20 protein-coding genes are annotated in these 21618 nt (G+C 40.9%); 14 read left to right on the top strand and 6 right to left on the bottom strand.

The window, feature by feature from the left end; translation table 11 throughout:
- Positions 1-104: 104 nt before the first annotated feature.
- The 3 genes from SPD53_RS07760 to SPD53_RS07750 form a co-directional block, all read right to left on the bottom strand.
- Entirely contained in the window at positions 105-1949 is a 1845-nt protein-coding gene (locus tag SPD53_RS07760; RefSeq protein ID WP_156856664.1) for a monovalent cation:proton antiporter family protein, read from the bottom strand.
- Positions 1950-2122: 173 nt separating this feature from the next.
- Positions 2123-3067 (bottom strand): cation diffusion facilitator family transporter, encoded by a 945-nt coding sequence (locus SPD53_RS07755; RefSeq protein ID WP_336252166.1) that lies wholly within the window; start codon positions 3065-3067, stop codon positions 2123-2125.
- A gap of 17 nt (positions 3068-3084) precedes the next feature.
- The gene (locus SPD53_RS07750) at positions 3085-3423 is read right to left on the bottom strand and encodes an ArsR/SmtB family transcription factor (protein ID WP_156856662.1); all 339 of its coding nucleotides are present in this window, start codon (positions 3421-3423) and stop codon (positions 3085-3087) included.
- Positions 3424-3608: 185 nt separating this feature from the next.
- Between SPD53_RS07750 and SPD53_RS07745 the strand changes: the two genes are divergently transcribed.
- On the top strand, positions 3609-4133 hold the full coding sequence (locus SPD53_RS07745) for a hypothetical protein (protein WP_336252165.1): 525 nt from the start codon (positions 3609-3611) through the stop codon (positions 4131-4133).
- A gap of 59 nt (positions 4134-4192) precedes the next feature.
- Positions 4193-4711, top strand: coding sequence for an NUDIX hydrolase (locus SPD53_RS07740; protein WP_336252164.1), 519 nt, complete (start codon positions 4193-4195; stop codon positions 4709-4711).
- A gap of 499 nt (positions 4712-5210) precedes the next feature.
- On the opposite strand, the gene SPD53_RS07735 is transcribed toward SPD53_RS07740, so the two are convergent.
- Together SPD53_RS07735 and SPD53_RS07730 are read right to left on the bottom strand one after the other, a co-directional pair.
- Positions 5211-6812, bottom strand: a complete 1602-nt coding sequence (locus SPD53_RS07735) for an ABC transporter permease (protein WP_336252163.1) — start codon at positions 6810-6812, stop codon at positions 5211-5213.
- Positions 6812-7720, bottom strand: a complete 909-nt coding sequence (locus SPD53_RS07730) for an ABC transporter ATP-binding protein (RefSeq protein ID WP_336252162.1) — start codon at positions 7718-7720, stop codon at positions 6812-6814. Before SPD53_RS07730 ends, SPD53_RS07735 begins: the two co-directional genes overlap by 1 nt.
- Before the next feature lie 157 nt (positions 7721-7877).
- Here SPD53_RS07730 and SPD53_RS07725 point away from each other — a divergent pair, with 157 nt between their 5' ends.
- The 12 genes from SPD53_RS07725 (at position 7878) to SPD53_RS07670 (ending at position 20824) form a co-directional block, all read left to right on the top strand.
- On the top strand, positions 7878-8465 hold the full coding sequence (locus SPD53_RS07725) for a TetR/AcrR family transcriptional regulator (protein WP_156856658.1): 588 nt from the start codon (positions 7878-7880) through the stop codon (positions 8463-8465).
- A gap of 240 nt (positions 8466-8705) precedes the next feature.
- A complete protein-coding gene (locus tag SPD53_RS07720; RefSeq protein WP_336252161.1) occupies positions 8706-9461 on the top strand; it encodes a GTP cyclohydrolase II in 756 nt (251 codons plus the stop codon).
- Positions 9454-10548: a bifunctional diaminohydroxyphosphoribosylaminopyrimidine deaminase/5-amino-6-(5-phosphoribosylamino)uracil reductase RibD gene (gene ribD / locus SPD53_RS07715; protein ID WP_336252160.1), complete on the top strand. Its 1095-nt coding sequence runs from the start codon at positions 9454-9456 to the stop codon at positions 10546-10548. The genes SPD53_RS07720 and ribD overlap by 8 nt, the downstream gene beginning before the upstream one ends.
- Positions 10549-10564: 16 nt before the next feature.
- Positions 10565-11134: a 5' nucleotidase, NT5C type gene (locus SPD53_RS07710; RefSeq protein ID WP_336252159.1), complete on the top strand. Its 570-nt coding sequence runs from the start codon at positions 10565-10567 to the stop codon at positions 11132-11134.
- A 131-nt stretch (positions 11135-11265) separates the two neighbouring features.
- Complete coding sequence (locus tag SPD53_RS07705; protein WP_156856654.1) at positions 11266-12567, top strand: globin-coupled sensor protein; 1302 nt, start codon at positions 11266-11268, stop codon at positions 12565-12567.
- A 143-nt stretch (positions 12568-12710) separates the two neighbouring features.
- A complete protein-coding gene (locus SPD53_RS07700) occupies positions 12711-12980 on the top strand; it encodes a DUF485 domain-containing protein (RefSeq protein ID WP_156856653.1) in 270 nt (89 codons plus the stop codon).
- Between the two features lie 4 nt (positions 12981-12984).
- A complete protein-coding gene (locus tag SPD53_RS07695; RefSeq protein WP_336252158.1) occupies positions 12985-14526 on the top strand; it encodes a solute symporter family protein in 1542 nt (513 codons plus the stop codon).
- On the top strand, positions 14523-16286 hold the full coding sequence (locus SPD53_RS07690; protein WP_336252157.1) for a LytS/YhcK type 5TM receptor domain-containing protein: 1764 nt from the start codon (positions 14523-14525) through the stop codon (positions 16284-16286). The genes SPD53_RS07695 and SPD53_RS07690 overlap by 4 nt, the downstream gene beginning before the upstream one ends.
- Complete coding sequence (locus SPD53_RS07685) at positions 16283-17026, top strand: LytR/AlgR family response regulator transcription factor (protein ID WP_336252156.1); 744 nt, start codon at positions 16283-16285, stop codon at positions 17024-17026. The genes SPD53_RS07690 and SPD53_RS07685 overlap by 4 nt, the downstream gene beginning before the upstream one ends.
- Positions 17027-17156: 130 nt before the next feature.
- Complete coding sequence (locus SPD53_RS07680) at positions 17157-17507, top strand: DUF485 domain-containing protein (RefSeq protein WP_156856649.1); 351 nt, start codon at positions 17157-17159, stop codon at positions 17505-17507.
- Positions 17507-19042, top strand: a complete 1536-nt coding sequence (locus SPD53_RS07675) for a solute symporter family protein (protein WP_336252155.1) — start codon at positions 17507-17509, stop codon at positions 19040-19042. Before SPD53_RS07680 ends, SPD53_RS07675 begins: the two co-directional genes overlap by 1 nt.
- A 66-nt stretch (positions 19043-19108) precedes the next feature.
- A complete protein-coding gene (locus tag SPD53_RS07670; RefSeq protein ID WP_336252154.1) occupies positions 19109-20824 on the top strand; it encodes a sulfate adenylyltransferase in 1716 nt (571 codons plus the stop codon).
- Between the two features lie 289 nt (positions 20825-21113).
- On the opposite strand, the gene SPD53_RS07665 is transcribed toward SPD53_RS07670, so the two are convergent.
- The gene (locus SPD53_RS07665; protein ID WP_156856645.1) at positions 21114-21299 is read right to left on the bottom strand and encodes a type Z 30S ribosomal protein S14; all 186 of its coding nucleotides are present in this window, start codon (positions 21297-21299) and stop codon (positions 21114-21116) included.
- Positions 21300-21618: the final 319 nt, after the last annotated feature.

The following is a 21618-nucleotide window of genomic DNA, read 5'->3' as shown; positions in this document are numbered from 1 at the left end:
ATGGGCTCATTAGCACGAAATCGTCTATAACAAATTGTTATCTAAAAATAGCGCGATGAAGTATGCGCACTGCATCTTCATCACGCTAAAGGTGTAAACCCTTTTTATAAATATTCCGCTACTTTTTCCATCGATTCTTCGCTACCACTAATAATTAAACGGTCACCCTGTTGTAAAATCGTATCTCCATTTGGTGTAATCGCTCGTTCTCCACGATAAATGGACAGGATAAGCGTATCTCCCAAGAATGGCAGCTTGCGGAGCGGTATCCGGTCATATCTCATTCCATCTAAAACAAATTCTCTAATAATCTCATCATTATCCGTTAATAGACGGACAAGACTTGGACTGTGCACCATCGCTTTTAACACCATTTCTCCAGCGAAGGCATTCGAATAAATCGCCATACCCATATCCGTATATTGTTTGTTCAATGTCGGTTCTTCAATCCGGGTAATGATGTTTTCATAGCCAATTGCAATCGCGTAATTAGTAATCTCCACGTTGAAATTATCATTACTTGTTGCAACAATTATACCGTCGAAGGTTTCAAAGATATCCATTTCGATTAACTTCTCCAACGTCATGTTGTTCACTTCAACAATTGGAAATTCATTATCTGATTCCGATTTTAATTTCCCTTGCTTCTCCGAGAAAATCGTTACCTTATAATTACTCTTTTGAAAGTTGAGACTCGCTCGGAGTGCGGCACGGTTAGCTCCAATAATAGCTAAGCTGCTTTCTTTTTCCTCCACTTCAGGCGATATTCTTGCATACAATATCGGTGAAGTGAAACACGTCAAGATAGCAACTAGTACAATCGCACTGTTCATACCTTCCGAGATGATTCCCATTTGCAGCGACACGGTAGCTGCTACAATTGCAAGGCTTAGGGTAGAGGTAAGCAGCATCCCTGAACTCAATACCTCATTCCAAGAAAACCATCGCTTAAGAAGTAATGTTGGCAGATTACGTGTTAAAAAGAGAAAGACCAACACAACAGGAATCAACAGCAAGATACTGCGATTTTCCAGTAAAGAACCGAAATCAAAATCCACTCCTACCATAACAAAGAAGATAGGGATCAAGAATCCATAGCCGAAACTATCCAGCTGATGAACGAATTCTCTATCTGGAGAAAGTAGGGACACAACAACCCCAGCCAAGAAAGCGCCAAGGATATTTTCTACTCCCATTGTTTCTGATAAAGCTACGAACAAAAGGATTAATGCAAAGATACCACGAGTACCGATTTGCGCTGTTCCTCTTTTTAATGCTTCAACCACTGCCATGTTCGTTTTCTTCCGGTAAAAGTTCAATAAGAAATAAAGCAGGAATACAAGAGCGACGAGCAGGATGATCCACCAAACAATCGTCGTGTCTCCGTCTTTTACTGCTAAATAATAAGCAAATAAAATCATCGTGGCAAAGTCAGATATGACTGCGATGAGCAATACGGTTTGCCCTAATTTCGTATTCAGTACTTTCCTTTCTTTTAATACAGGTACGACAACGCCTAGAGAAATGGTTGATAAGATAATCGTCATGAAATACGGATCATCAATCAAACCAAATGATACGAGCACTAGAGAGAACCCGTAAGCGAGAGCTAACATTAAGGCAAAAATAATACTTGAAACGAGGAATGGGTTAATTTCCTTCGATTTCCCAGAGTTATTTCCTTTTTTCACGCGGAAGGAGTTAAAGTCAATTTCCAAACCACTTAAAAACATCAAATATATTAGACCTAAACTGGATAGCAAGGTGAGCCATGCATTATCAACATCGATAAGGTTCAAACCGCTCTTACCAATGATGATCCCAGCAATAATCTCTGCTACCACAATCGGTATCGCTTTTAATTTTAATCGTTCGAGCAAAATTGGAATGAAAAACGCAACACCCGTAACGATCATGAGAGATACAATTGAAGTTGCACCATGTTCCATCTGATAATCCCCCTTTTTGAAAATAATTGTCAATATAACATGGAGTTAGTTAAGTTGTAAAGCATAATTAAACAACAGAATTGTTCTTTTGTCTAATATTATCTACATACATTTTTTTATTTTATAGTTTCTTATATAAAAAAAGGAAGCCCCTTGGGTAAAGGACTTCCTTTTTAATGATCGTGATGTCCGGGTGATTCCGGCTGTATCCTGCAAAGAATCGAATTGTCGTGTAAATGTGCAGTCGTTTCTAGTTGAATCGTCATATGGTGAATATTTTGCTGTTCCAGTTCATGTTCAATCTGTCGAAGTAATGTTTCACTTTCTGCGATGGACATATCATCATCAACAACCGCGTGGCAGGAAAGGGCATTTAATCCGCTCGTAATCGACCAGACATGCAAGTCATGGACACCTTGAACACCATCCGTATGTTGAATGGTTTCCACGACCTTCTCCATATTAACATTATCTGGGGTTCCTTCCATCAGAACATGGAGTCCCGATTTTGCAACAAAGTAGCCACTACGGAGGACGAGTACAGCGACAATAACACTTGCGAGAGGGTCCGCCCAACCCCAGTTGAAGAAAATGATAAGCAGGGCAGCAATAATCGCACCGATTGAACCAAGCATATCACTGATGACATGCAGGTATGCTCCTCGCATATTCAAGTTATCATCCACATCTCCACCACGAAACATAATCCAAGCGACAAGAATATTAATGAACAGACCAATAATCGCAATTATCAACATGCCGGTTGAAGCAACCTCCGGCGGATTTTGGAAACGTCCAATTGCTTCATAGAAAATATAGCCGGCAATGATGATTAGCGTAATCCCGTTCAGCACAGCTGCTAAAATTTCAAATCGTTTATATCCATATGTTTTACTATAGTTGGCAGCTTTATCACTTAGTGTAAAAGCGAGGAGGGCGATACCGAGTGAGATGGCATCACTTAACATATGGCCAGCATCTGCCAAGAGGGCAAGACTATTGGTAAGGAATCCACCTATCGCTTCCACTATCATATAGAGGGAAATGATGATAAAACTTATTTTTAAAACTTTTTTATTCGCACCATGCGAATGATCATGTACATGATCGTGTCCCATTTTAATTTCCTCCTCAATCAATGATGTAGAGCATGCTTGATCGCCTGCTTCAATAAATTCATGACATGATCGTCATCCTCTGAATAATATAGGGTTCTCCCTGCTCTTCTATATTTAACCAATCGCAAATTTTTTAAGAAGCGTAACTGATGGGAAACACTTGATTGACTTAGGTTTAATGTCTCGGCAATAGCGTTCACGGAATGTTCCCCTGTACATAGCAAATTTAAAATCCGAATTCGGGTTGGATCACTCAAAGCTTTGAATATTTGCGAGACAACGAATAATGTCTCTTCATCCAAATGTTGCCTGTCTTCTGTAAATACCTGTTCCCGTTTTTGCTCATCCACCACCATCTCAACTCCTCTATCTATATTATTGTCTTACATCAATACATGAACACATGCTCATGTATATAACTTATGACAAAACATATTAAATGTCAAGAAACAAGTCAACCTGTGCTATGATTTAAGTGGGACATGGGGTCAGAGCAACTGTCCCAGTTTACGAAGAATAACCAAAAGGGAGGAGTGGAAAAGTGAAGAAGTTTCTTTTACTTGTGGTACTCGTTATAGGGATAGTCGGTTGTAGCAATACAAATGAAGAACCTAATACAACCACTGCGATTATGCCGGAAAAAATGCCGGATGACTTTGGTTTTGCGGTTCAGTTTGGTGTGGATAAAAAGAACGAGATTAATACATTTGAAGAAACTGTAACGAAAGACTTAATTCAGAATGGAACGATTACGACGAGCATCACTTTGACAGAGAAAGAAATGCAGCAAATTTACGGGAAAATGAAAGATGTTCATATAGTAGAAGAGAAGAAATTGATACCAGAGCCTATTGATGGGGAAATATGTTACCAGCAACCGCATGAAGAAGACGAGTGGAAGATCAGAGTTAACGGGGAGACAATACACCATTCCGTATCTGGTGCTTATTGTGATTCAACCGCTGATGCAAGCGAGTTATTTGAATTGAGAAATTATATTTTTGATATAGTGAAGAGAAAGGATACATATAAAGATTTACCAGAAGCAGTAGGCGGGTATGATTGATTTTGATTTGAAGACGTTGTTAATTTCAAATGGCGATAGAAATTGGGGAGGATCTGCAAATGGAACTTTGGGATGTATATAATCGAGATCGAATCAAAAAAGATAAATTTATAGTACGTGGAGAAGCTTTTGAAGAAGGGGATTATCATTTGGTTGTCCATGTTTGTATCTTCAATTCGGCAGGGGAAATGTTGATCCAGCAGCGACAACCTTTCAAAATAGGGTGGCCGGATAAATGGGATATTACCGTTGGTGGCAGTGCGATAAAAGGGGATAGCAGTCAAGTGGCAGCAGAAAGAGAATTGGAGGAAGAACTTGGAATTTATCTAAATTTAGAGGAACTAAGACCGCATTTTACTATTAATTTTGAACGTGGTTTTGATGATATTTATTTGGTTGAAAAGGAAATCAATTTGGAAGATGTAAAGTTACAGGAGGAAGAAGTTAAAGATGTAAAATGGGCAACAAGAGAAGAAATTATTGAGATGATTAGGAGCGGTGAGTTTATTCCATATTATGAAGGTATGATTCATTTGCTTTTTGAAATGCGCGGGAAATATGGCTGCATTCGACAATAAGAGTGCAGAGGGTTAGTTCCCCTCCGGATCATCTGAATCCCGATTCGTTGTTTCGCATAACTTTGAAGGGGAAAAGCTATCAGTGTCTTCATCTTTGTATTTTTCGACTCATGCAGAGGCTTATAGGCTATCTAATTCCTCGAATAGCCAAGTTTTCCAATCGTTCAGCGGTTTATAAGCTATCTAATCATTTGAACACACAATTTTTACGCTTCATCGGTTGATAAGAGACCCTCTAATCCCTCGAACAATTGCTTTTTCCGCTGATTCGGTTGATGAAAGACACTCTAATCCCTCGAACGATTGGTTTTCCTCTCGTTCGAGGGATTAGAGACTCTCTAACCCTCTGAACAATTGACTTCCTAGCTCTTTCGGTAATTAACAAATCTTCGAGTATCCGAATTAAGCCGAACCCATTCTAAAACGACAAAAGGTCGGAACAACTATCCCAAAAAACTGGGACATTTGCTCTGACCCCACTGTCCCGGGCTTGAGTCGATTATCCTTCTATATCTCTTTTTCGATAGCCAATAAATCCCAGAGTTATTAAGATGGCAGCAACTAAAATTAGTAACATGATTGGTGTCCATTCCATATTTTCTACTGGTAGTGCTGGGATATAACCGAATGGGGAGAGTTTCTCTATCCATTCCGGTAAGTCTAGCAGTCCGCCGAGATAATTAGAGATGAATGAAAATACGACATATACCCAAATCAATCCGGTAAATCTTGGTGCCATGCCAATTAAAAACAGAGCAGCTCCGATCATGACTAGCATCGCCGGGTAATATACGAGGGAAGCCCCGTAAATCGTTCCGAAAGAAAAACCATCCTCCATTACAGCCTCAGCAGCAAGCCACAGTCCGATACCTGATAAGGAAATCATAATGAATCCATTAAACACAGCAATAATCAAGTTGCTCGCCAACAGTTTTCCACGAGATACTGGTGCGGCGAGAATCGACTCGGTTCGATTTTTCTTTTCTTCACCAATCAATTTATTCATTGCCATAATCGGAGGAACAGTAGCAAGTATCCCCATCACAAGCATTAAGGCAGGGATAAATTGTTCCGTTAAGGAGTAACCTTCTTCAGCAATAAGTATTTCTTCTAATAGTTCATTACCTTGAAAGAATGACTCCAAATCTCCCATCACAGAACCGTAAGACATGCCTAGAACTAGCATACTTATTGCCCAGGAAATAAAAGCTGTACGCTGTGTGCGGAAGAAAAGTCCAATCGGAGACTGGAGAAAACGAGTTGCATGAGTTCTTCCAGCCCGAGCGTGGAGAAAAGCGGCTCCCCAGTTACGGATTGCATTTAAATAATTCGCTAGTAAAAATAATGAAGCAGAAAATCCGACAAGAAGCAACACAGGCCACCATTCGTTCGCTGAATAAGCTTCCGTCTGTGTAACGAGTCCGAGCGGTGAAAAGAGGGATAATGTTTCATTACTCACATCACCAATCGCACGAATGAAATAAGCGAGCAGCAATACGGCAATCGATAATCCGGTAGCTCCGCGTGAGCTTTCTGAAAATTGAGCGAACACTGCCGCTACACCTGTGAAAAAGAGTCCCGTACTTCCTAAAGCAACTCCGTACAGCAAGGAGCCTTCAAAATCCATACTTTCCAATCCTAAAGCATATAAGCTAAACCCTGAAACGAGAGCAAGCACAATATTTGTTACGGTTAGAACAAAAAGAGTAGCATTCAAGTTCGCTAATCTACCGACAGGAAGTGCAAGAATCAATTCGGAAAGCCCATCTTCCTCTTCTGCCCGTGAATGACGGATAACGAGTAAGATACTCATGAGTCCAACGACAACGGCTGTAAACAGCAACATATTATGCGTCGTCATCGCACCGATCGTATAATTCTCAATATCTCCAGGTCCAACCATCGCCGTCACTGCTGGATTCGCCATCGTTTCTGCCATTACATCCCGTTCATCTTGTGTTGGAAACATGTCGTCAAGGGCGACAGGGATCAATATAGTAAAAAAGATAATACCAATGAGCCAGAGGGGAATCCGAACCCGGTCCTTTCTTAAGGTGAATGTAATTAGGGAACCGATATTATCAGTTGCAGACCGAAACATCAGGAATTCCCTCCTTCAGTCGTTTCTTGCTTATGCTCATAATGACGCATAAATAAATCCTCTAATGTTGGAGGTGCACTTTCCAATTTTACAATTCCGTATTGGCTTACATATCGGATGACCGTATCGAGTTCTTCTGAATCTACTTGAAAGTCCAGCGTTTGCCCATCCTTTTGCACATTGTGGATACCTTTCCATTCATCGATTGTGGGGATAGGTTCTTTCGTTTCCACTAAAAGATTCGTCCGGGTTAAATGTCGCATCTCACTTAATGTACCTGACTCAATAATTTTACCTTGCCGGATAATCCCGACTCTGTCACATAGCTTCTCCACTTCCGATAATATATGACTAGAAAGCAGAACCGTTTTTCCTGCATCCTTTGCAGATTGAACATATTCCTGGAAGACTTGTTCCATTAATGGGTCCAGTCCAGAAGTCGGTTCATCAAAAATAAACAGTTCGGGATCTGATGCAAAAGCTGCGACTAAAGCTACTTTTTGACGGTTACCCTTTGAATACGTGCGGCACTTTTTCGATGGATCAAGGGCGAATCGTTCCAGTAGTTCTTCCCGTTTATGCTTATTATTCCCACCTCTTAATCCCATAAATAAGTCAATCACCTCACCACCGGTCAAGTTCGGCCAAAGGTTCACATCACCAGGGACATAGGCGAGCCGTTTATGAATTTCCACTGCATCGTGCCAGGCATCTTTTCCGAATATTGTTACTTTTCCTTCTGATGCTTTTAAAATTCCGAGCAAAATTCGAATGGTAGTGGATTTCCCAGCACCATTCGGTCCGATGAAACCATATATTTCCCCTTGATCCAATGCCAAATTGACTCCATCCAGCGCTTGAAAGTTCCCGAATTTCTTATGGAGATTCTTCACTTCTACTATCGACATTGCGCTCATCCTCTCTCAGGTTTATAAAAAAAGTTTTGAAATATTTCGCCTCTCATAGTTCATAATATAGAAAAACGATGTAGCATGCAATAGATTTGAACTATTTCATTTGTTATATTTCATAACTTTTATTAAACTAATGTAAGAGGTGAAAGCGATGAATGGCTTTGAAAGAAGAAAGCAAATAAAAATGAATAATATAATAGAAACGGCCTTATCATTGTTTTTGGAACATGGAATAAGTAAAATTTCCGTTGCTGGGATTGCTAAAGAAGCAGGCGTTTCTCAGGTGACGATTTATAATTATTTCGAGAGCAAAGATAATTTAATCCAAGAAGTGTTTCGATATTATATCCACCAAATATGGGAAGAATATGTGGTGCTTTTTAATCGTGACATTCCTTTTCCGGAAAAGGTTAAAACGATAATTTTTGATAAATCATTAGTTGCGAATCAAATTAATGAAGAGTTTTTCGATTATTTTATGAAAGATTATATGAAAAAGGATAGTTATATCATGAAGTTCTATACTGAAACGGCACTGCCTCGTTTTCTGGAACTGTTTGCGGAGGGGAAGGAACAAGGGTATATCGATAAGTCGATTTCCGATGAGGCAATTCTCTTATACATTCAAATGTTTGCTGATTATATGCGGCGGGAAGATGTAGGGCCATCACTCCTTCCGCTTACAGAGGATCTAACAAAAATATTCTTCTACGGTATATCTGGAAAAAGGACGGACTAGTAGCTTAGCTGTCAAAAAGTAAAATTTCATTCAGTGGGGGTTTCCTTCCCCCTCACTGAATGTTAACAGAATTAGGGATTTACGGACTGTTTATCCCCACCTTCACATCTTGGTATTCACTCATGTTTAAAGATGGGACCGTTAATACGTGATAAAAGTTCCTATTTCCGAGAAAGATAAATTGAAGCTCGATAATTATTTCACTATACTAAGATAAGTAAGTGAAAGGAGATAAGGAATATGGCAGATGTGAAAGTGGAATCCAAAGCCTTTGCGCTTTTAAAAGATAAAATACAATTGATTAAAAAGCAGGATCAGGCGATCTATTTGGTCGGTCCGATCCAGCTTCCAGTAAATTTATACGGAGAAACAGTTGTTTTTCAGTGGTACTCTTGGCTGAATCATGATGAGGTGACAGAGGATTATGAGAAAGTCATTGATCATTTCGCCTCAGCAAACCTTGCTGAATATCAGCAGTCGAGCGTTCTCGTGTACGGTGACTTTAAAGAAGCGGACGATGCGCTCATTCGTCTGCACTCGATTTGTCATACAGGGGATATTTTCGGAAGTAAACGCTGTGACTGTGGTTTCCAATTGAAAGAGTCCATGAAGCGGATCAAGGAGCATGGCGCGGGTGCGCTGTTCTACCTTGCGAACCATGAAGGTCGTGGAATTGGTTTATTCAGTAAAGCAATGGCTTACGTGCTTCAGGAAAATGGTTTTGATACAGTCGAAGCAAATGAAAGCTTAGGATTTGATAATGATCTCAGGAATTATGATGACGCGATTACAGTGCTGAAAAACTTACGCACGAAGCCAGTCACATTGATTACGAATAATCCCGAAAAGCTGGAAGCACTCCGGAACTCCGGCATGCATGTTGCTGGTAGAACTGCCTTATGGGGAGACGTATCAGAATATAACCAGAAATATTTAGAAACGAAAATTGAAAAATCCGGCCATATGAAAGCGGAGGGAACTTGTCCAAATGACTAATCACGAATTTTATATGGACCTTGCCCTTACGAATGCCCGGGCGATGAAAGGGCAGACTGATCCGAATCCACTCGTTGGGTCCGTCATTGTAAATGACAACCGGATTGTCGGAGTCGGCACCCATTTGCAAGCGGGAGAACCGCATGCAGAAATTCATGCATTAAGAATGGCAGGGGAGCTTGCACATGGAGGTACGATTTACGTCACGCTTGAACCCTGTTCCCACCACGGAAGAACAGGCCCTTGTGCTGAAGCAATCGTGCAAGCCGGGATTAAAAAAGCAGTTATCGCAACCCTTGACCCCAACCCGGTTGTTTCTGGAAGTGGTGTGAAAATCTTAAAGGACGCTGGAGTCGAAGTGATTACAGGAGTTAGGGAAAAAGAAGCGCGGCAGATGAATGAAGTTTTCAATAAATTTATTGTTGAAAAGAAACCATTTCTGACATTGAAAGCAGGAATTACGCTGGACGGTAAAGTCGCAACCCATACGTTTGACAGTAAATGGATCACTTCAGAAGAGGCGAGGGTTGATGTCCATCATCTACGTAATGAAAATATGGGAATCTTGGCAGGAATCAATACTGTATTAGAAGATAATCCTGCGCTTACTACGAGAATTCCGAATGGCAGAAACCCTGTTCGAATTGTTCTTGATTCAACGTTAAAAATTCCACTCGACTACCAGCTTGTGACAGATAACGAAGCAGAAACGTGGATTTTCACAAGTCGTGCACATGATGAAACGAAGAAAAAAGAATTAGAGCAGGCCGGTGTGCGTGTTTTTGTTACAAACCGTGAAAATACTGTTGATCCGCATGAAGTTGTCGAACGGCTAGGCGAAGAAGGGATCTCCTCGGTCATGATTGAAGGTGGCGGAAATATTCATGCATCGTTTCTCGAGAATCAATTAATAGATAAGGTCGTTCTTTATATTGCTCCTAAGCTTGTTGGCGGGAAGGATGCCCCAACCTTTCTGGAAGGAACTGGAGTGAAGCTTATGAAAGATGCGGTTGAATTAAATGATGCAGCATTTATTCCAGTTGGAAAAGATTTGAAATATATTGGTTATCCAACCTATACAGATTGAGGGGAGGGATTTCGAGATGAAATTTGGTTTCGACATTGATGATACATTAATTAATTTGCGGGAACATGCTTTTCGTATTTATACAAAACGGCTTAAACAAGACTTATCCTTAGAAACTTTTAAAGGGATTAACCGGGTGGAAATCCACGAGCCGTTCGGACTAACGGACGCAGAAGGAAAAGAAATGTGGACTCATTCTTTAGAAGAAATTTATTATACTGATTGCCCTGCTTTTCCCGGAGCGAGAGAAACGTTATTAGATCTAGCCGAGGAAGGCCATGAAATCTATTATATAACGGCAAGGCCGAAAGAACACGGCATCCGGACGAGGGAATGGATGAAGGAAAAAGGATTCCCAATTACGGACGATCGTTTTTTCTATGGGATGCAAGATGAGGAAAAAGTAAAAATCATCGAAGAGCTTGAGCTGGATTATTATGTAGATGATAAACCGGCTGTCCTCAAAACGTTACTTCACACGCCAATCCAATTAATCGTTAAAGATCAATCCTATAACAAGGATTTGGAAATGGAACGACTTATCGATTGGGATGATTTTAAATCTATGATAAAAATGGGTACATGAATGAAATAGATTCATGTGCCCGTTTTTTTTCGAATTTCTATATAAACAGAGTAATAATTCCTATATTTTATTGGAATCTACGGCTTCCTGTAGTAGGATAGTTACATAGATAAGTTTGGAGGAGAGCAAGCATGTTCAAGCAGCGAAAAAAAGAAAAGACGAGAGAACTCATTTTTAATAAAGACCCCCATCATGTTACCTTAGAAGCAAAATCGAATAGTGCACTGGATCATCAAGTTAAGATGATTGGGCTGACCGTCGAAGATTTACAAATTCTACATACACTGCAGCCATACGTGATGGAAAATATCGGACTAATTATCGATCGATTCTATTCAAATCTAGAAAAAGAGGCATCGTTAATTCATATTATTAACCATTATAGTTCTATCGAAAGGTTAAAGCAGACGCTAAGGCGTCATATTGTCGAGATGTTCACAGGTGAAATCGATGAAGATTATATTAAAAAGCGCTATATTGTTGCCCATGTTCATGTCAAAATTGGTTTAGAAGCGAAATGGTATTTGGCGGCATTCCAAGATATTTTAAATTCACTGATTAATATTATTGAAGAGCATGTGCCTGACCGGGAAGAATCATTTCTTGCCTTCCGGGCAGTCAGTAAAATTATTAATTTGGAAGAACAGCTCGTTCTTGAAGCATATGAAGAGGAGATAGATCGCATTAAGCAGACAATTGCTGCGGAGAAACAGAACATCCAAGTAAAAATTACCGGGACATCAGAAAGTTTAGCAGCGGTTTCCCTACAAACAAATGCAACAATGGAAGAATTAATTGCCCAATCGGATGGAATGGTTGCTTTGGCGAAACGTGGCTCTTCCTTATCCGAATCGGCAAAAAGTAAAGCAGAGTCGGGTAAGCAGGAATTGAACCGACTCACGGAAAAAATGAACAGTATCACTGCGTCGGTTGAAGGAATCCGTACAGACGCGGAAGAACTTGAGAAGATTATGCAGCAAATGCAAGAGATAATCAATCTTGTATCCGGTGTGGCTGAGCAGACGAATTTGCTATCCCTTAATGCAAGCATTGAGGCAGCAAGGGCAGGGGAATCAGGTCGCGGCTTTGCAGTTGTTGCAGAAGAGGTGCGTAAGTTGTCCGATCAGACGAAGGACGCCGTTGTGAATGTTGCCTCATTAATTAAAAATACAACGGAGCAAGTTAATTATTTGACGTCAACCTTAGATACGATTCGTCGAGACGTGCAGATCGGGAATAGTTATTCTAAGGATACGGAAATTCATTTTGAGGAAATCGTCCGAACGATGAATGATACCGATAAGCAAAATAATAAGATGGCAGATGAGATTCAATTATTTTGCGAGAGTATGAGTGTACTAGGAGAATCTTTTGAAGAAGTTGCTGCTTCAGCGGATTCATTAAATTCATTAACAACCAAATTAGATGGATGAAAAAGAAAGTCTGACATGGAAAATGCCAGACTTTTCTTTTGATTAAGTTATGCAAACTTTTCACTTTACAAGTTGAGTTTCTTCATATATATTCATAATTAAAGAAATTTACAGATTTTTACTAAGTGAAATGGGGGAGGGTGATGGAGGAAACGTACGAGAAAATTTTACGGGAGAAGCGGCGTTTTGTTATCATAGCAATTACTTTTGCTTTTGTTTTTTACTTTTTACTCCCTGTATCACTTATCTTTTTCCCTGATACGATGAATCAAACAAGCTTTATTCCCGGGGTGACGTGGGCTTGGGTTTACGCATTCCTGCAGATTATTATGATTTGGCTGCTTGGATGGTTGTATCATCTAAAGGCAAAAAAGATAGATGAACAGACCGAGCAAATGATACAAGAGGAGTGACGAAGTGAATCTCACCTACTTCTTATTTTTCATATGTATCGTTGTTTGTACACTTATCATTACATATTGGGCGGCAAAGCGAAGTGTAACAACGAACATATTTTATACGGCGGCTGGAAGTTTAACCGGTTTTCAAAATGGAATGGCGATTGCCGGAGATTTCATCAGTGCTGCTTCTTTCCTCGGTATTGTCGGTACGATAGCGTTCAGCGGGTATGACGGATTTCTATATTCAATCGGTTTTTTAGTTTCTTATTTGGTTGTACTTTTTTTAATCGCGGAACCGGTGCACAGACTCGGCAAATACTCGCTTGGTGATGTAATCTGCTCGAGGTTTCCCGGTAGTTCGATGCGCCTCATCATGGCGTTTGGGGCCTTTACGATTTCTATTCTATATATGGTCCCCCAGCTTGTTGCTTCAGGCTTCCTGTTGCGTTTATTGCTTGATATTGATTATTCTGTTTCTGTGCTTGTAATTGGAAGTTTGATGACGATTTACGTCATGTTCGGCGGAATGATTGCGACTTCTTGGGTGCAAATTGTCAAGACGATTGTCCTCATGTCAGGTACATTTTTATTATCGCTCATCGTCCTATCCAATTATAATTGGAATGTTCCCGCGATTATTACGGATGTGAAAGAACGCTCTCCACTCGGGGAGTACTTTTTTCATCCGGGGCATTTATTTGATAGTCCAATTGAGTTAATCTCGTTACAGCTCGCATTGATTCTCGGAACGGCGGGACTTCCGCATATATTAATCCGACTATTCACTGTGAAAAATACCTTTGAAGTGCGCCGTTCGCTGCTCAGTGCAACATGGATCATCGGGACGTTTTATTTAATGACGTTGATTCTTGGGCTTGGAACGATTGCATTATTAGGGTACGAGGCACTGGTGGCAACTGATCCTACCGGAAATTTGGCAGCTCCATTACTCGCCCAAGCGGTCGGTGGTGACTTTCTCTTGGCGTTTATTTCTGCAGTTGCATTTACGACAATAGTTGCAGTTGTCGCAGGGCTTGTCATTTCGGCAACGACTGCTTTTTCCCATGATATTTATCATATGATATGGAAGAAAGGAAAGTCGACGGAGAAAGAACAGCTTTATGCGGCACGCTGGACGGCTCTAGCAATTGGACTTCTCTCTACCGTTTTTGCATTGCGGCTTGAGACAATGAATGTGACCTTTCTTGTATCGATGACATTTATCGTTGCGGCATCTAGTATTTTCCCGGTACTGTTGTTTACGATTTATTGGAAAAGGTTTAATCGAACGGGAGTTGTTGCTGGAATGTTTTGTGGACTAATTGCATCGCTTCTCCTGCTCGTACTGGGGCCACATATTATGGATACGGAAAATGGGTTGATCGCCCGTGATGCGATTATTCCGTTATATAATCCGGGAATTATTGCGATACCGATTGGATTTTTAGGAGCTTTTCTAGGTGCATTCCTATCTGGAGGCCAGGCGGAAAAGGAAGCGTCCTATTACGCATTTTTCAAAAAAGCACAAAGCAGCCGTTCCAGGAGTGACGCGTCATGAAGGATTTAACGATTATTCTTTTTGAACGGATTGGACTTCTCCTCGTTATTGCATTCGTATTAACGCGAACGCCAGGCTTTAAGCGGTTGCTTGATCGGAATTTTAATATTGGTATGTCGTTGGTGCATGCAATCGTATTTGGTGTTTTTGCGATTGCGAGTACGATTACAGGAATTGTCATCGTTCAAGATGAGGTGCTGCATGTTGATTTTATTATATTCCCTGTGGAAAAAGATCAGCTGATTGTTAGTACAAGCCTCGTTGCCGTGGTTATTGCGGGCTTATTAGGCGGTCCAGTAGTAGGGCTTGGTGCAGGTCTGATTGCCGGCATTCACTTGATGTTCCTTGGCGGAGTGGGGTGGCTAGCAAATGGTTTTGTGAACCCGCTTACAGGATTATTGGCAGGATTAACGGCTAGATTCTTCTCCAATGAGCGGGTTATTTCGCCGTTAAAAGCATTGTTTATTGGAGTTTTTCCGCCAGTATTACAAATGCAGCTGCTACTCATTTTTTACACGGATGCATATGATATTGTACAGGTTGTAGACTGGATTGGTCTGCCGCTTGTCCTATCAAACAGTATAGCGATTGCAATCTTTACTGCGATGATTGGCATTGTCCTTAAGGAACAGGAAAATGAGGCGGCGCTTGCGACAAAGCAGGCATTAACGATAGCGGAAGAAGCAATACCATTTTTAAAGCAGGATGGAAGTAAAGCTATGGCTGACGGGATTGCCGATTTACTTTACGACCGCTTGGAGCTTGCGGCGGTTTCTGTTACAAATCATCAGGAAGTGCTGGCCCATAAAGGAATTGGCAACCATCACCAAGCGGGAAATCCAATCCGTTCGAAGCTTGCAAAAGAGGCAATCGCAACGAATGCGATGAAAATAATATATAGTAAAGCTGACTTAGAGTGTATAGAGCCAGATTGTCCGTTGCATGCAGCCATCATGATTCCTATTTCTCGGGGCCATGACTATACGGGTTTAATCATCTTTTATTTCCGGAAACCGCAACATATTACCCCGGTAGAGATTACGATGGCAGAAGGACTTGGTCAATTCATATCCAATCAATTGACGATGCTGCATGCAGAGAAGTTGAACATGCATATGCGGCATACGGAACTCAGGAATCTACAGGCGCAGATTAATCCGCACTTTCTATTCAATACGTTACAGCTTATCGCCACCCTTTACCGGGAAGATGCAGAGAAGGCCAGGTATCTCACGCTTAAACTTGCAGGTTTTATGCGCTTTAATTTGCGGCTCGTTTCCAGGTCACTTGTTGACCTTGAGAAGGAATGTGAGCATGTCGAGGCATATACAGCGATTATCCAAGCAAGATTCGCGGATCGGTTGACAATTCATTTCGAGCGGCCGGAAGACCTTTCGGGCGTTTATATACCGCCTTCAACAATTCAACCACTTGTGGAAAATTGTGTAAATCATGGTTTACATCATAAATCGAAGGGGGGAAGAATTGATATTGTCATTACAGTTGAAGCGGATGCTGTGTTCATTCTCGTCCGCGATAACGGCTATGGCTTCCCGGAACATATACTAAGAGACGCTGGATATAAACCACTCAGCGAAGAGAAAAGTGGTGGGATTGGTATTTACAATGTGAATCAGCGGTTGATTGGCCTGCTTGGCGAGTCAGCGAAATTAACGATTCAAAATTTGCCGCTTGAAGGGAGTGAAGTGTATTTCCAAATACCTCGCATGAATCAAATGGAAAGGAAGGCGATCCCATGATCATACGGGCGATGATTGCGGAAGATGAGGCGATGGCAAGAAAAGAATTGATGTATCTTTTGCAGCATGAAGAAGATATTATTCTTTCTCCTCATGCAGAAACTGGGGAAGAGCTGATCGAACAGTATCGTCTCCATCATCCGGATGTTATCTTTCTTGATGTTGAAATGCCCGGCATGTCTGGAGTCGAAGCAGCGAAATATATAACGAAAGAGGAAGAGCAGCAGCCTTTATTCGTATTTACGACCGCCTATGATGACTATGCGATGGATGCATTTGATGTTGAAGCGATTGATTATTTATTGAAGCCTTACGAGGAAACTCATTTCAAACGGGCACTGAAAAGACTGCGGAAAGCATTGCAGACGAAGGGGAAAGATAGATCTGTGTCTGAGCCACAGGCTATGACAGATAAACTGCTTATTGATGATGGGGAGCGGATGGTTGTGCTTTCGCCTGAATCGATTTATTATGCTGTACCACATAAGAAACAAATTGAAATCCATACAAAAGATAAGGTGATTAAGAGTAAGTTGACATTAAGGGAACTGGAGAACAAGTTGAATGATGAATCATTTTTCCGGACGCACCGGAGTTATCTTGTCAATTTAAATCATATTTTAGAAATTACACCATGGTTTAATGGAACGAGTAATGTCACATTAAAAGATAAGGAACAGACCAAAATACCGGTTAGTCGGACAGCGAGTAAAATATTGATTAAAAAATTCAAAATATAACTATTTGTCAGTGTATCCGAACCGTTCACTCCAAAATACTTACCGCTTACGAAAAACTTACAACAAAAGTTATGAAACTCTCTATACTCTTAGTAAGCGTTTTCAAAATAAGGGTAGAGAGGATGTTTTGATGAATACACAACCGGTTTCTGTTGAACGAAAGCAAGAAGAGCCAATCAATTTTGTTAAAGTGGAGGAAAGTCGGCAGTTTAAAAACTTTATGCATGCAAAAAAGAAATTTATTGTTCCGCTGACGATCTTCTTTCTTGTTTTTTACTTTACGCTTCCGATACTTACGTCATATACAACATTCCTGAATGCACCATTCTTCGGTGATATATCCTGGGTATGGGTATTTGCAATTTCGCAATTTATAATGACTTGGGTGCTGAGCATGATTTATGTAAAAAAAGCAAATCGCTTTGATGAAATGGCGGAAGAAATAGTGAAGGAGCAGTTGGATAAAGGGGGTAATCGCTGATGGATGCCACCGTTATTATCCTATTTCTCGCTATCGTCATTTTAACACTTGTCATTACGTACTATGCAGCTAAACGTACGAAAAGCACCGGAGATTTCTATACGGCTGGAGGTGGATTGACTGGATGGCAAAATGGATTGGCAATCGCAGGTGATTATCTCTCTGCCGCCTCTTTTCTAGGGATAGCCGGGATGATTGCTCTCAATGGATTTGATGGTTTTTTCTATAGTATTGGTTTCCTTATTGCTTATTTAGTCGTTCTATTTCTTGTTGCAGAGCCGCTGCGAAATCTTGGTAAATATACGATTGCCGATATGATTAATGCCCGGTTCGATGCGAAGAAAATCAGAGGGGCGGCAGCACTTAGTACGATAACGATTGTCCTGTTTTATATGATTGCCCAGCTTGTCGGTGCAGGTGCATTGATTCAGCTGCTGTTCGGGATCGATTACTGGATTGCCGTGCTAATCGTCGGTGTCATGATGACGATTTACGTTCTGTTCGGTGGGATGATTGCAACGAGCTGGGTTCAGATTACGAAAGCTGTCCTTTTGATGGCGGGAATGTTTATTATTTCTTTATTAGTGTTATTCCATTTCAACTTCAATATTTCGTCTATGTTCACAGCTGTAAAGACAGCGACATCTCATGGGGCAGATTATTTAAAACCAGGAGTGCTTTATACAGATCCATTAAGCACAATATCATTAATGATTGCACTTGTTTTTGGAACTGCAGGTTTACCACATATTTTAATGCGATTTTTCACGGTGAAAGATGCTAAAACAGCGAGAAGCTCTGTAATTACGGCAACTTGGACGATTGGTCTTTTTTATATTTTAACTTTATTCCTAGGCTTTGGAGCGGCTGCATTTGTCGGCCAAGATGCAATTCTTGCAGCGAATCCAGGTGGGAATATGGCAGCACCCCTTCTTGCCCAAGCAATTGGCGGAAATATTTTATTTGCATTTATTAGTGCAGTAGCCTTTGCAACCATCTTAGCAGTTGTTGCAGGTCTCGTATTATCTGGAGCATCTGCCTTTGCCCATGATATTTACGGCCAGATTATTAAAAAAGGAAAAGTGACGGATCGTGAGCAAATGCTCGCCGCCCGCTACGCATCATTAGCCGTATCCGTCCTATCTATAATTCTTGCATTAGGCGCCCAATATTTAAATGTCGCATTCCTTGTTTCTTTAGCATTCTGTATTGCAGCAAGTGCTAACTTGCCGGTTATTTTATACACGGTATATTGGAAACGTTTTAATACGGCGGGTGCCATATCGGCTTTATTGACTGGTTTACTTTCTGCACTCATCCTTGTTTCAATGAGCCCGAGCGTATTTTCACCTGTGGAAGGTGCGGCATTGTTTGTTGGGGAACCGATATTCCCTATCGATAATCCGGCAATCATCAGTGTTCCACTAGGTTTTCTTGCCGGTTTTCTAGGTACTTTGCTATCAAAAGAATACAATTCGGCCCGTTATGCAGAAGTGAAAGTTAAAGCAAATACGGGATACCGGGATGCGAATTAGATAAAGGGGCAGTATTTTTAACGATTCATAAGCTATTACGATAGAGATAAATAAGGAGGAAGATTGATGAGTCAAAAGGTGATGGATCAAACAAAAATGACAACTTATCCGCAACAACCACATGGTGGTGAACTAGTAAATCAAGTACTGACAGGGGAAGCGCTAGCAGATGCGGTTGAAAGGGCCAAACATTTACCGATGATTGTCGTTGATTTGGAAGCAGTTATCACATTGGAGATGATTGCAACCGGGGTACTCTCACCAAACAAGGGGTTTATGGGTGAAGAGGATTATAAATCTGTACTTACTGAAGGTAGATTAAGTAATGGGGTTGTCTGGCCGGTGCCGCTAAGTTTCGCTCCAATTGGAGTTAAAAATAAAGAAATTATTAAATCATTGAATATTGGCGATGAAATAGCATTAGCAGACCATACAAAAGAAGCAGTAGCAATACTTAAAATTGAGGACATCTTTGAATATGACCGTGAATTTCGGGCGCTGCATTTATTTGATACGACGGACAGGAGTCACCCAGGTGTAGATGCGATTTACCGGAGAATGGGGGATACGGCGCTTGGAGGTCCGATTCAATTACTGCGCCGGGTACATTGGGGTCCGTTTGAAGGAATTCGCATGGAGCCAAAAGATACATGGAAACTATTTTATGAAGAGAAGAAGTTTAATACAGTCGGAGGATTTATTACAGGGGCGAACCCTTTACACCGGGGACATGAATACATCCACCGGAACGCACTCGAGGAGCTGGATGGTTTATTTGTCCAGCCGCTTGTCGAAATGGCAAAACGAGAATATACTCGTCACGAATTCCGGATGCTTGCGTATCGTAGTGTGTTAGAAACGTATTATCCGAAAGAAAGAACAATTCTTGCACCACTTCGAGTAACTTATATTTTTGCAGGTCCACGCGAGGCGGTCCTTCATGCGTTAATTATGAAAAATTATGGCTGTACACATGCATTAATTGGCAGGGACCATGCTGGGATTGGCGATTTCTATGATAAGTATGCAGCCCATACAATTTTTGACACATTTAAACCAGAGGAATTAGGGATTGATGTGCGGCTCTTTCAAGAAGTGTTCTATTGCACGCGTTGTGATAGTGCTGCGACTGAGTATACTTGCCCGCATGAAGGGAAATATCGGATTAACATTTCCGGGACAGGAATTCGTGAACTGCTGCGGTACGGGGTGTTACCACCGAAGGAAATCGTCCGACCGGAATCGGCTCGCATTGCGATGCAGGGGATTCAGCCAAAAGGAATGGATGAGAACCAAATGGCAATTAATCCGGTTGGGAAGACGATTAAGAGCATTTTCCCATTTTATTTAAAACATGAGCGGCTTGGCGGTGCTAAGCGTGCTGAAGAGTTAGAACCGGAGCAGCTGACGATTGATGATTTAGTTGGGGTCATCCGGGATGTACGGGAGAACGCGGACCGAGTATATCGGGATATCTATGATGAGTTCACTTATGTAACGGATATGAATCGCTCCGTCCAGGACGATTGGGTGACGGAGGCAAGGGAAACGATCCATCGCCATCAGGAAATGGTTGTGCAGAACTTGGAAGAGAAAGTGGATCAAGCACCAGATACCACAACAGATGAGTTTATGTATCAAGATAAACAGGAAGCGGAAAAAGAACTGGAAGTTGCACGAAGGATTTTCGATGATCTCTCAACTCCAATAGAGAAAGAACAGCTGGATTATCGCACTTGGAATTCACTGTCATATGCGCGCTATCGGGGAAATGATGAATAAGTTATCTTGTACTGTCCATAAGAATGTTTCTTATGGGCAGATTTTTAATTTTTTAACAGTGTACCCGAAAATTGTATGGCACATTATCATAGATAGTAAGGAAGTGCAGAAAACTGGATAACATCGACACTCTAGGTTATCCAGGCTTTAAGTTTGCCTTTATAACGGGAAAAAAGTGCTTTTTGAGACCCTAAACGATTGGTCTCTTCCTAAAGATAGGAAAATAACTCACTTCTTTCCATTATAAAAAACGGCGAGCATACATATACTCCCCGTTTTACTCTATTATTTACCAGCTTGCTTTTTTCAAGCCGGGTACTTGACCTTTATATGCATATTCACGAAGGCAGATTCGACACATATCAAATTTCCTTATAACACTGTGTGGTCTGCCGCAATGCTTACACCTGCTATATTCGCGAACTGCAAATTTTTGAGGCTTTTGTTGTTTGACGACTAAAGCTTTTTTTGCCATGCGGCATTCTCCTTCTATATTTGAAATAGACAATCATTATACCATATTTTATTACTCAATGTGGGATCCAATTTATGGTAAAACTGTCATCCGGCTATGAAAGAATAAAGAGATTACCTTCCATTTTTTGAAAAAAGTATTGAAATAAGTGAGTTAACAATGGTATAATATTCTAATGGAAAATGATCAGCTATAAAATGTCACCTGGAGAGATTTCAGTAACTAACATCGAAGCAGACGGCTGTCACGGGAGTTCGTTTATTTATTTTACGGATTTTCGGGCGGTCTTTTTTACTGGTTAGGAACTGTGTTATTATGT

It is taken from the genome of Oceanobacillus sp. MO10714A, from assembly GCF_037072045.1.
GTDB classification, from domain to species: Bacteria; Bacillota; Bacilli; order Bacillales; family Amphibacillaceae; genus Oceanobacillus; species Oceanobacillus indicireducens.
This window is presented reverse-complemented; position numbering and strand designations above follow the sequence as displayed.

What these genes read in the sequence shown, in the direction of transcription:
- SPD53_RS07670 (WP_336252154.1), top strand. Translation starts at nt 19,109, where the DNA reads ATGAGTCAAAAGGTGATGGATCAAACAAAAATGACAACTTATCCGCAA.
- SPD53_RS07735 (WP_336252163.1), bottom strand. Translation starts at nt 6,812, where the DNA reads ATGTTTCGGTCTGCAACTGATAATATCGGTTCCCTAATTACATTCACC.
- SPD53_RS07700 (WP_156856653.1), top strand. Translation starts at nt 12,711, where the DNA reads ATGGAGGAAACGTACGAGAAAATTTTACGGGAGAAGCGGCGTTTTGTT.
- SPD53_RS07665 (WP_156856645.1), bottom strand. Translation starts at nt 21,299, where the DNA reads ATGGCAAAAAAAGCTTTAGTCGTCAAACAACAAAAGCCTCAAAAATTT.
- ribD (WP_336252160.1), top strand. Translation starts at nt 9,454, where the DNA reads ATGACTAATCACGAATTTTATATGGACCTTGCCCTTACGAATGCCCGG.
- SPD53_RS07710 (WP_336252159.1), top strand. Translation starts at nt 10,565, where the DNA reads ATGAAATTTGGTTTCGACATTGATGATACATTAATTAATTTGCGGGAA.
- SPD53_RS07755 (WP_336252166.1), bottom strand. Translation starts at nt 3,067, where the DNA reads ATGGGACACGATCATGTACATGATCATTCGCATGGTGCGAATAAAAAA.
- SPD53_RS07740 (WP_336252164.1), top strand. Translation starts at nt 4,193, where the DNA reads ATGGAACTTTGGGATGTATATAATCGAGATCGAATCAAAAAAGATAAA.
- SPD53_RS07730 (WP_336252162.1), bottom strand. Translation starts at nt 7,720, where the DNA reads ATGTCGATAGTAGAAGTGAAGAATCTCCATAAGAAATTCGGGAACTTT.
- SPD53_RS07680 (WP_156856649.1), top strand. Translation starts at nt 17,157, where the DNA reads ATGAATACACAACCGGTTTCTGTTGAACGAAAGCAAGAAGAGCCAATC.
- SPD53_RS07750 (WP_156856662.1), bottom strand. Translation starts at nt 3,423, where the DNA reads ATGGTGGTGGATGAGCAAAAACGGGAACAGGTATTTACAGAAGACAGG.
- SPD53_RS07675 (WP_336252155.1), top strand. Translation starts at nt 17,507, where the DNA reads ATGGATGCCACCGTTATTATCCTATTTCTCGCTATCGTCATTTTAACA.
- SPD53_RS07720 (WP_336252161.1), top strand. Translation starts at nt 8,706, where the DNA reads ATGGCAGATGTGAAAGTGGAATCCAAAGCCTTTGCGCTTTTAAAAGAT.
- SPD53_RS07725 (WP_156856658.1), top strand. Translation starts at nt 7,878, where the DNA reads ATGAATGGCTTTGAAAGAAGAAAGCAAATAAAAATGAATAATATAATA.
- SPD53_RS07685 (WP_336252156.1), top strand. Translation starts at nt 16,283, where the DNA reads ATGATCATACGGGCGATGATTGCGGAAGATGAGGCGATGGCAAGAAAA.
- SPD53_RS07760 (WP_156856664.1), bottom strand. Translation starts at nt 1,949, where the DNA reads ATGGAACATGGTGCAACTTCAATTGTATCTCTCATGATCGTTACGGGT.
- SPD53_RS07690 (WP_336252157.1), top strand. Translation starts at nt 14,523, where the DNA reads ATGAAGGATTTAACGATTATTCTTTTTGAACGGATTGGACTTCTCCTC.
- SPD53_RS07705 (WP_156856654.1), top strand. Translation starts at nt 11,266, where the DNA reads ATGTTCAAGCAGCGAAAAAAAGAAAAGACGAGAGAACTCATTTTTAAT.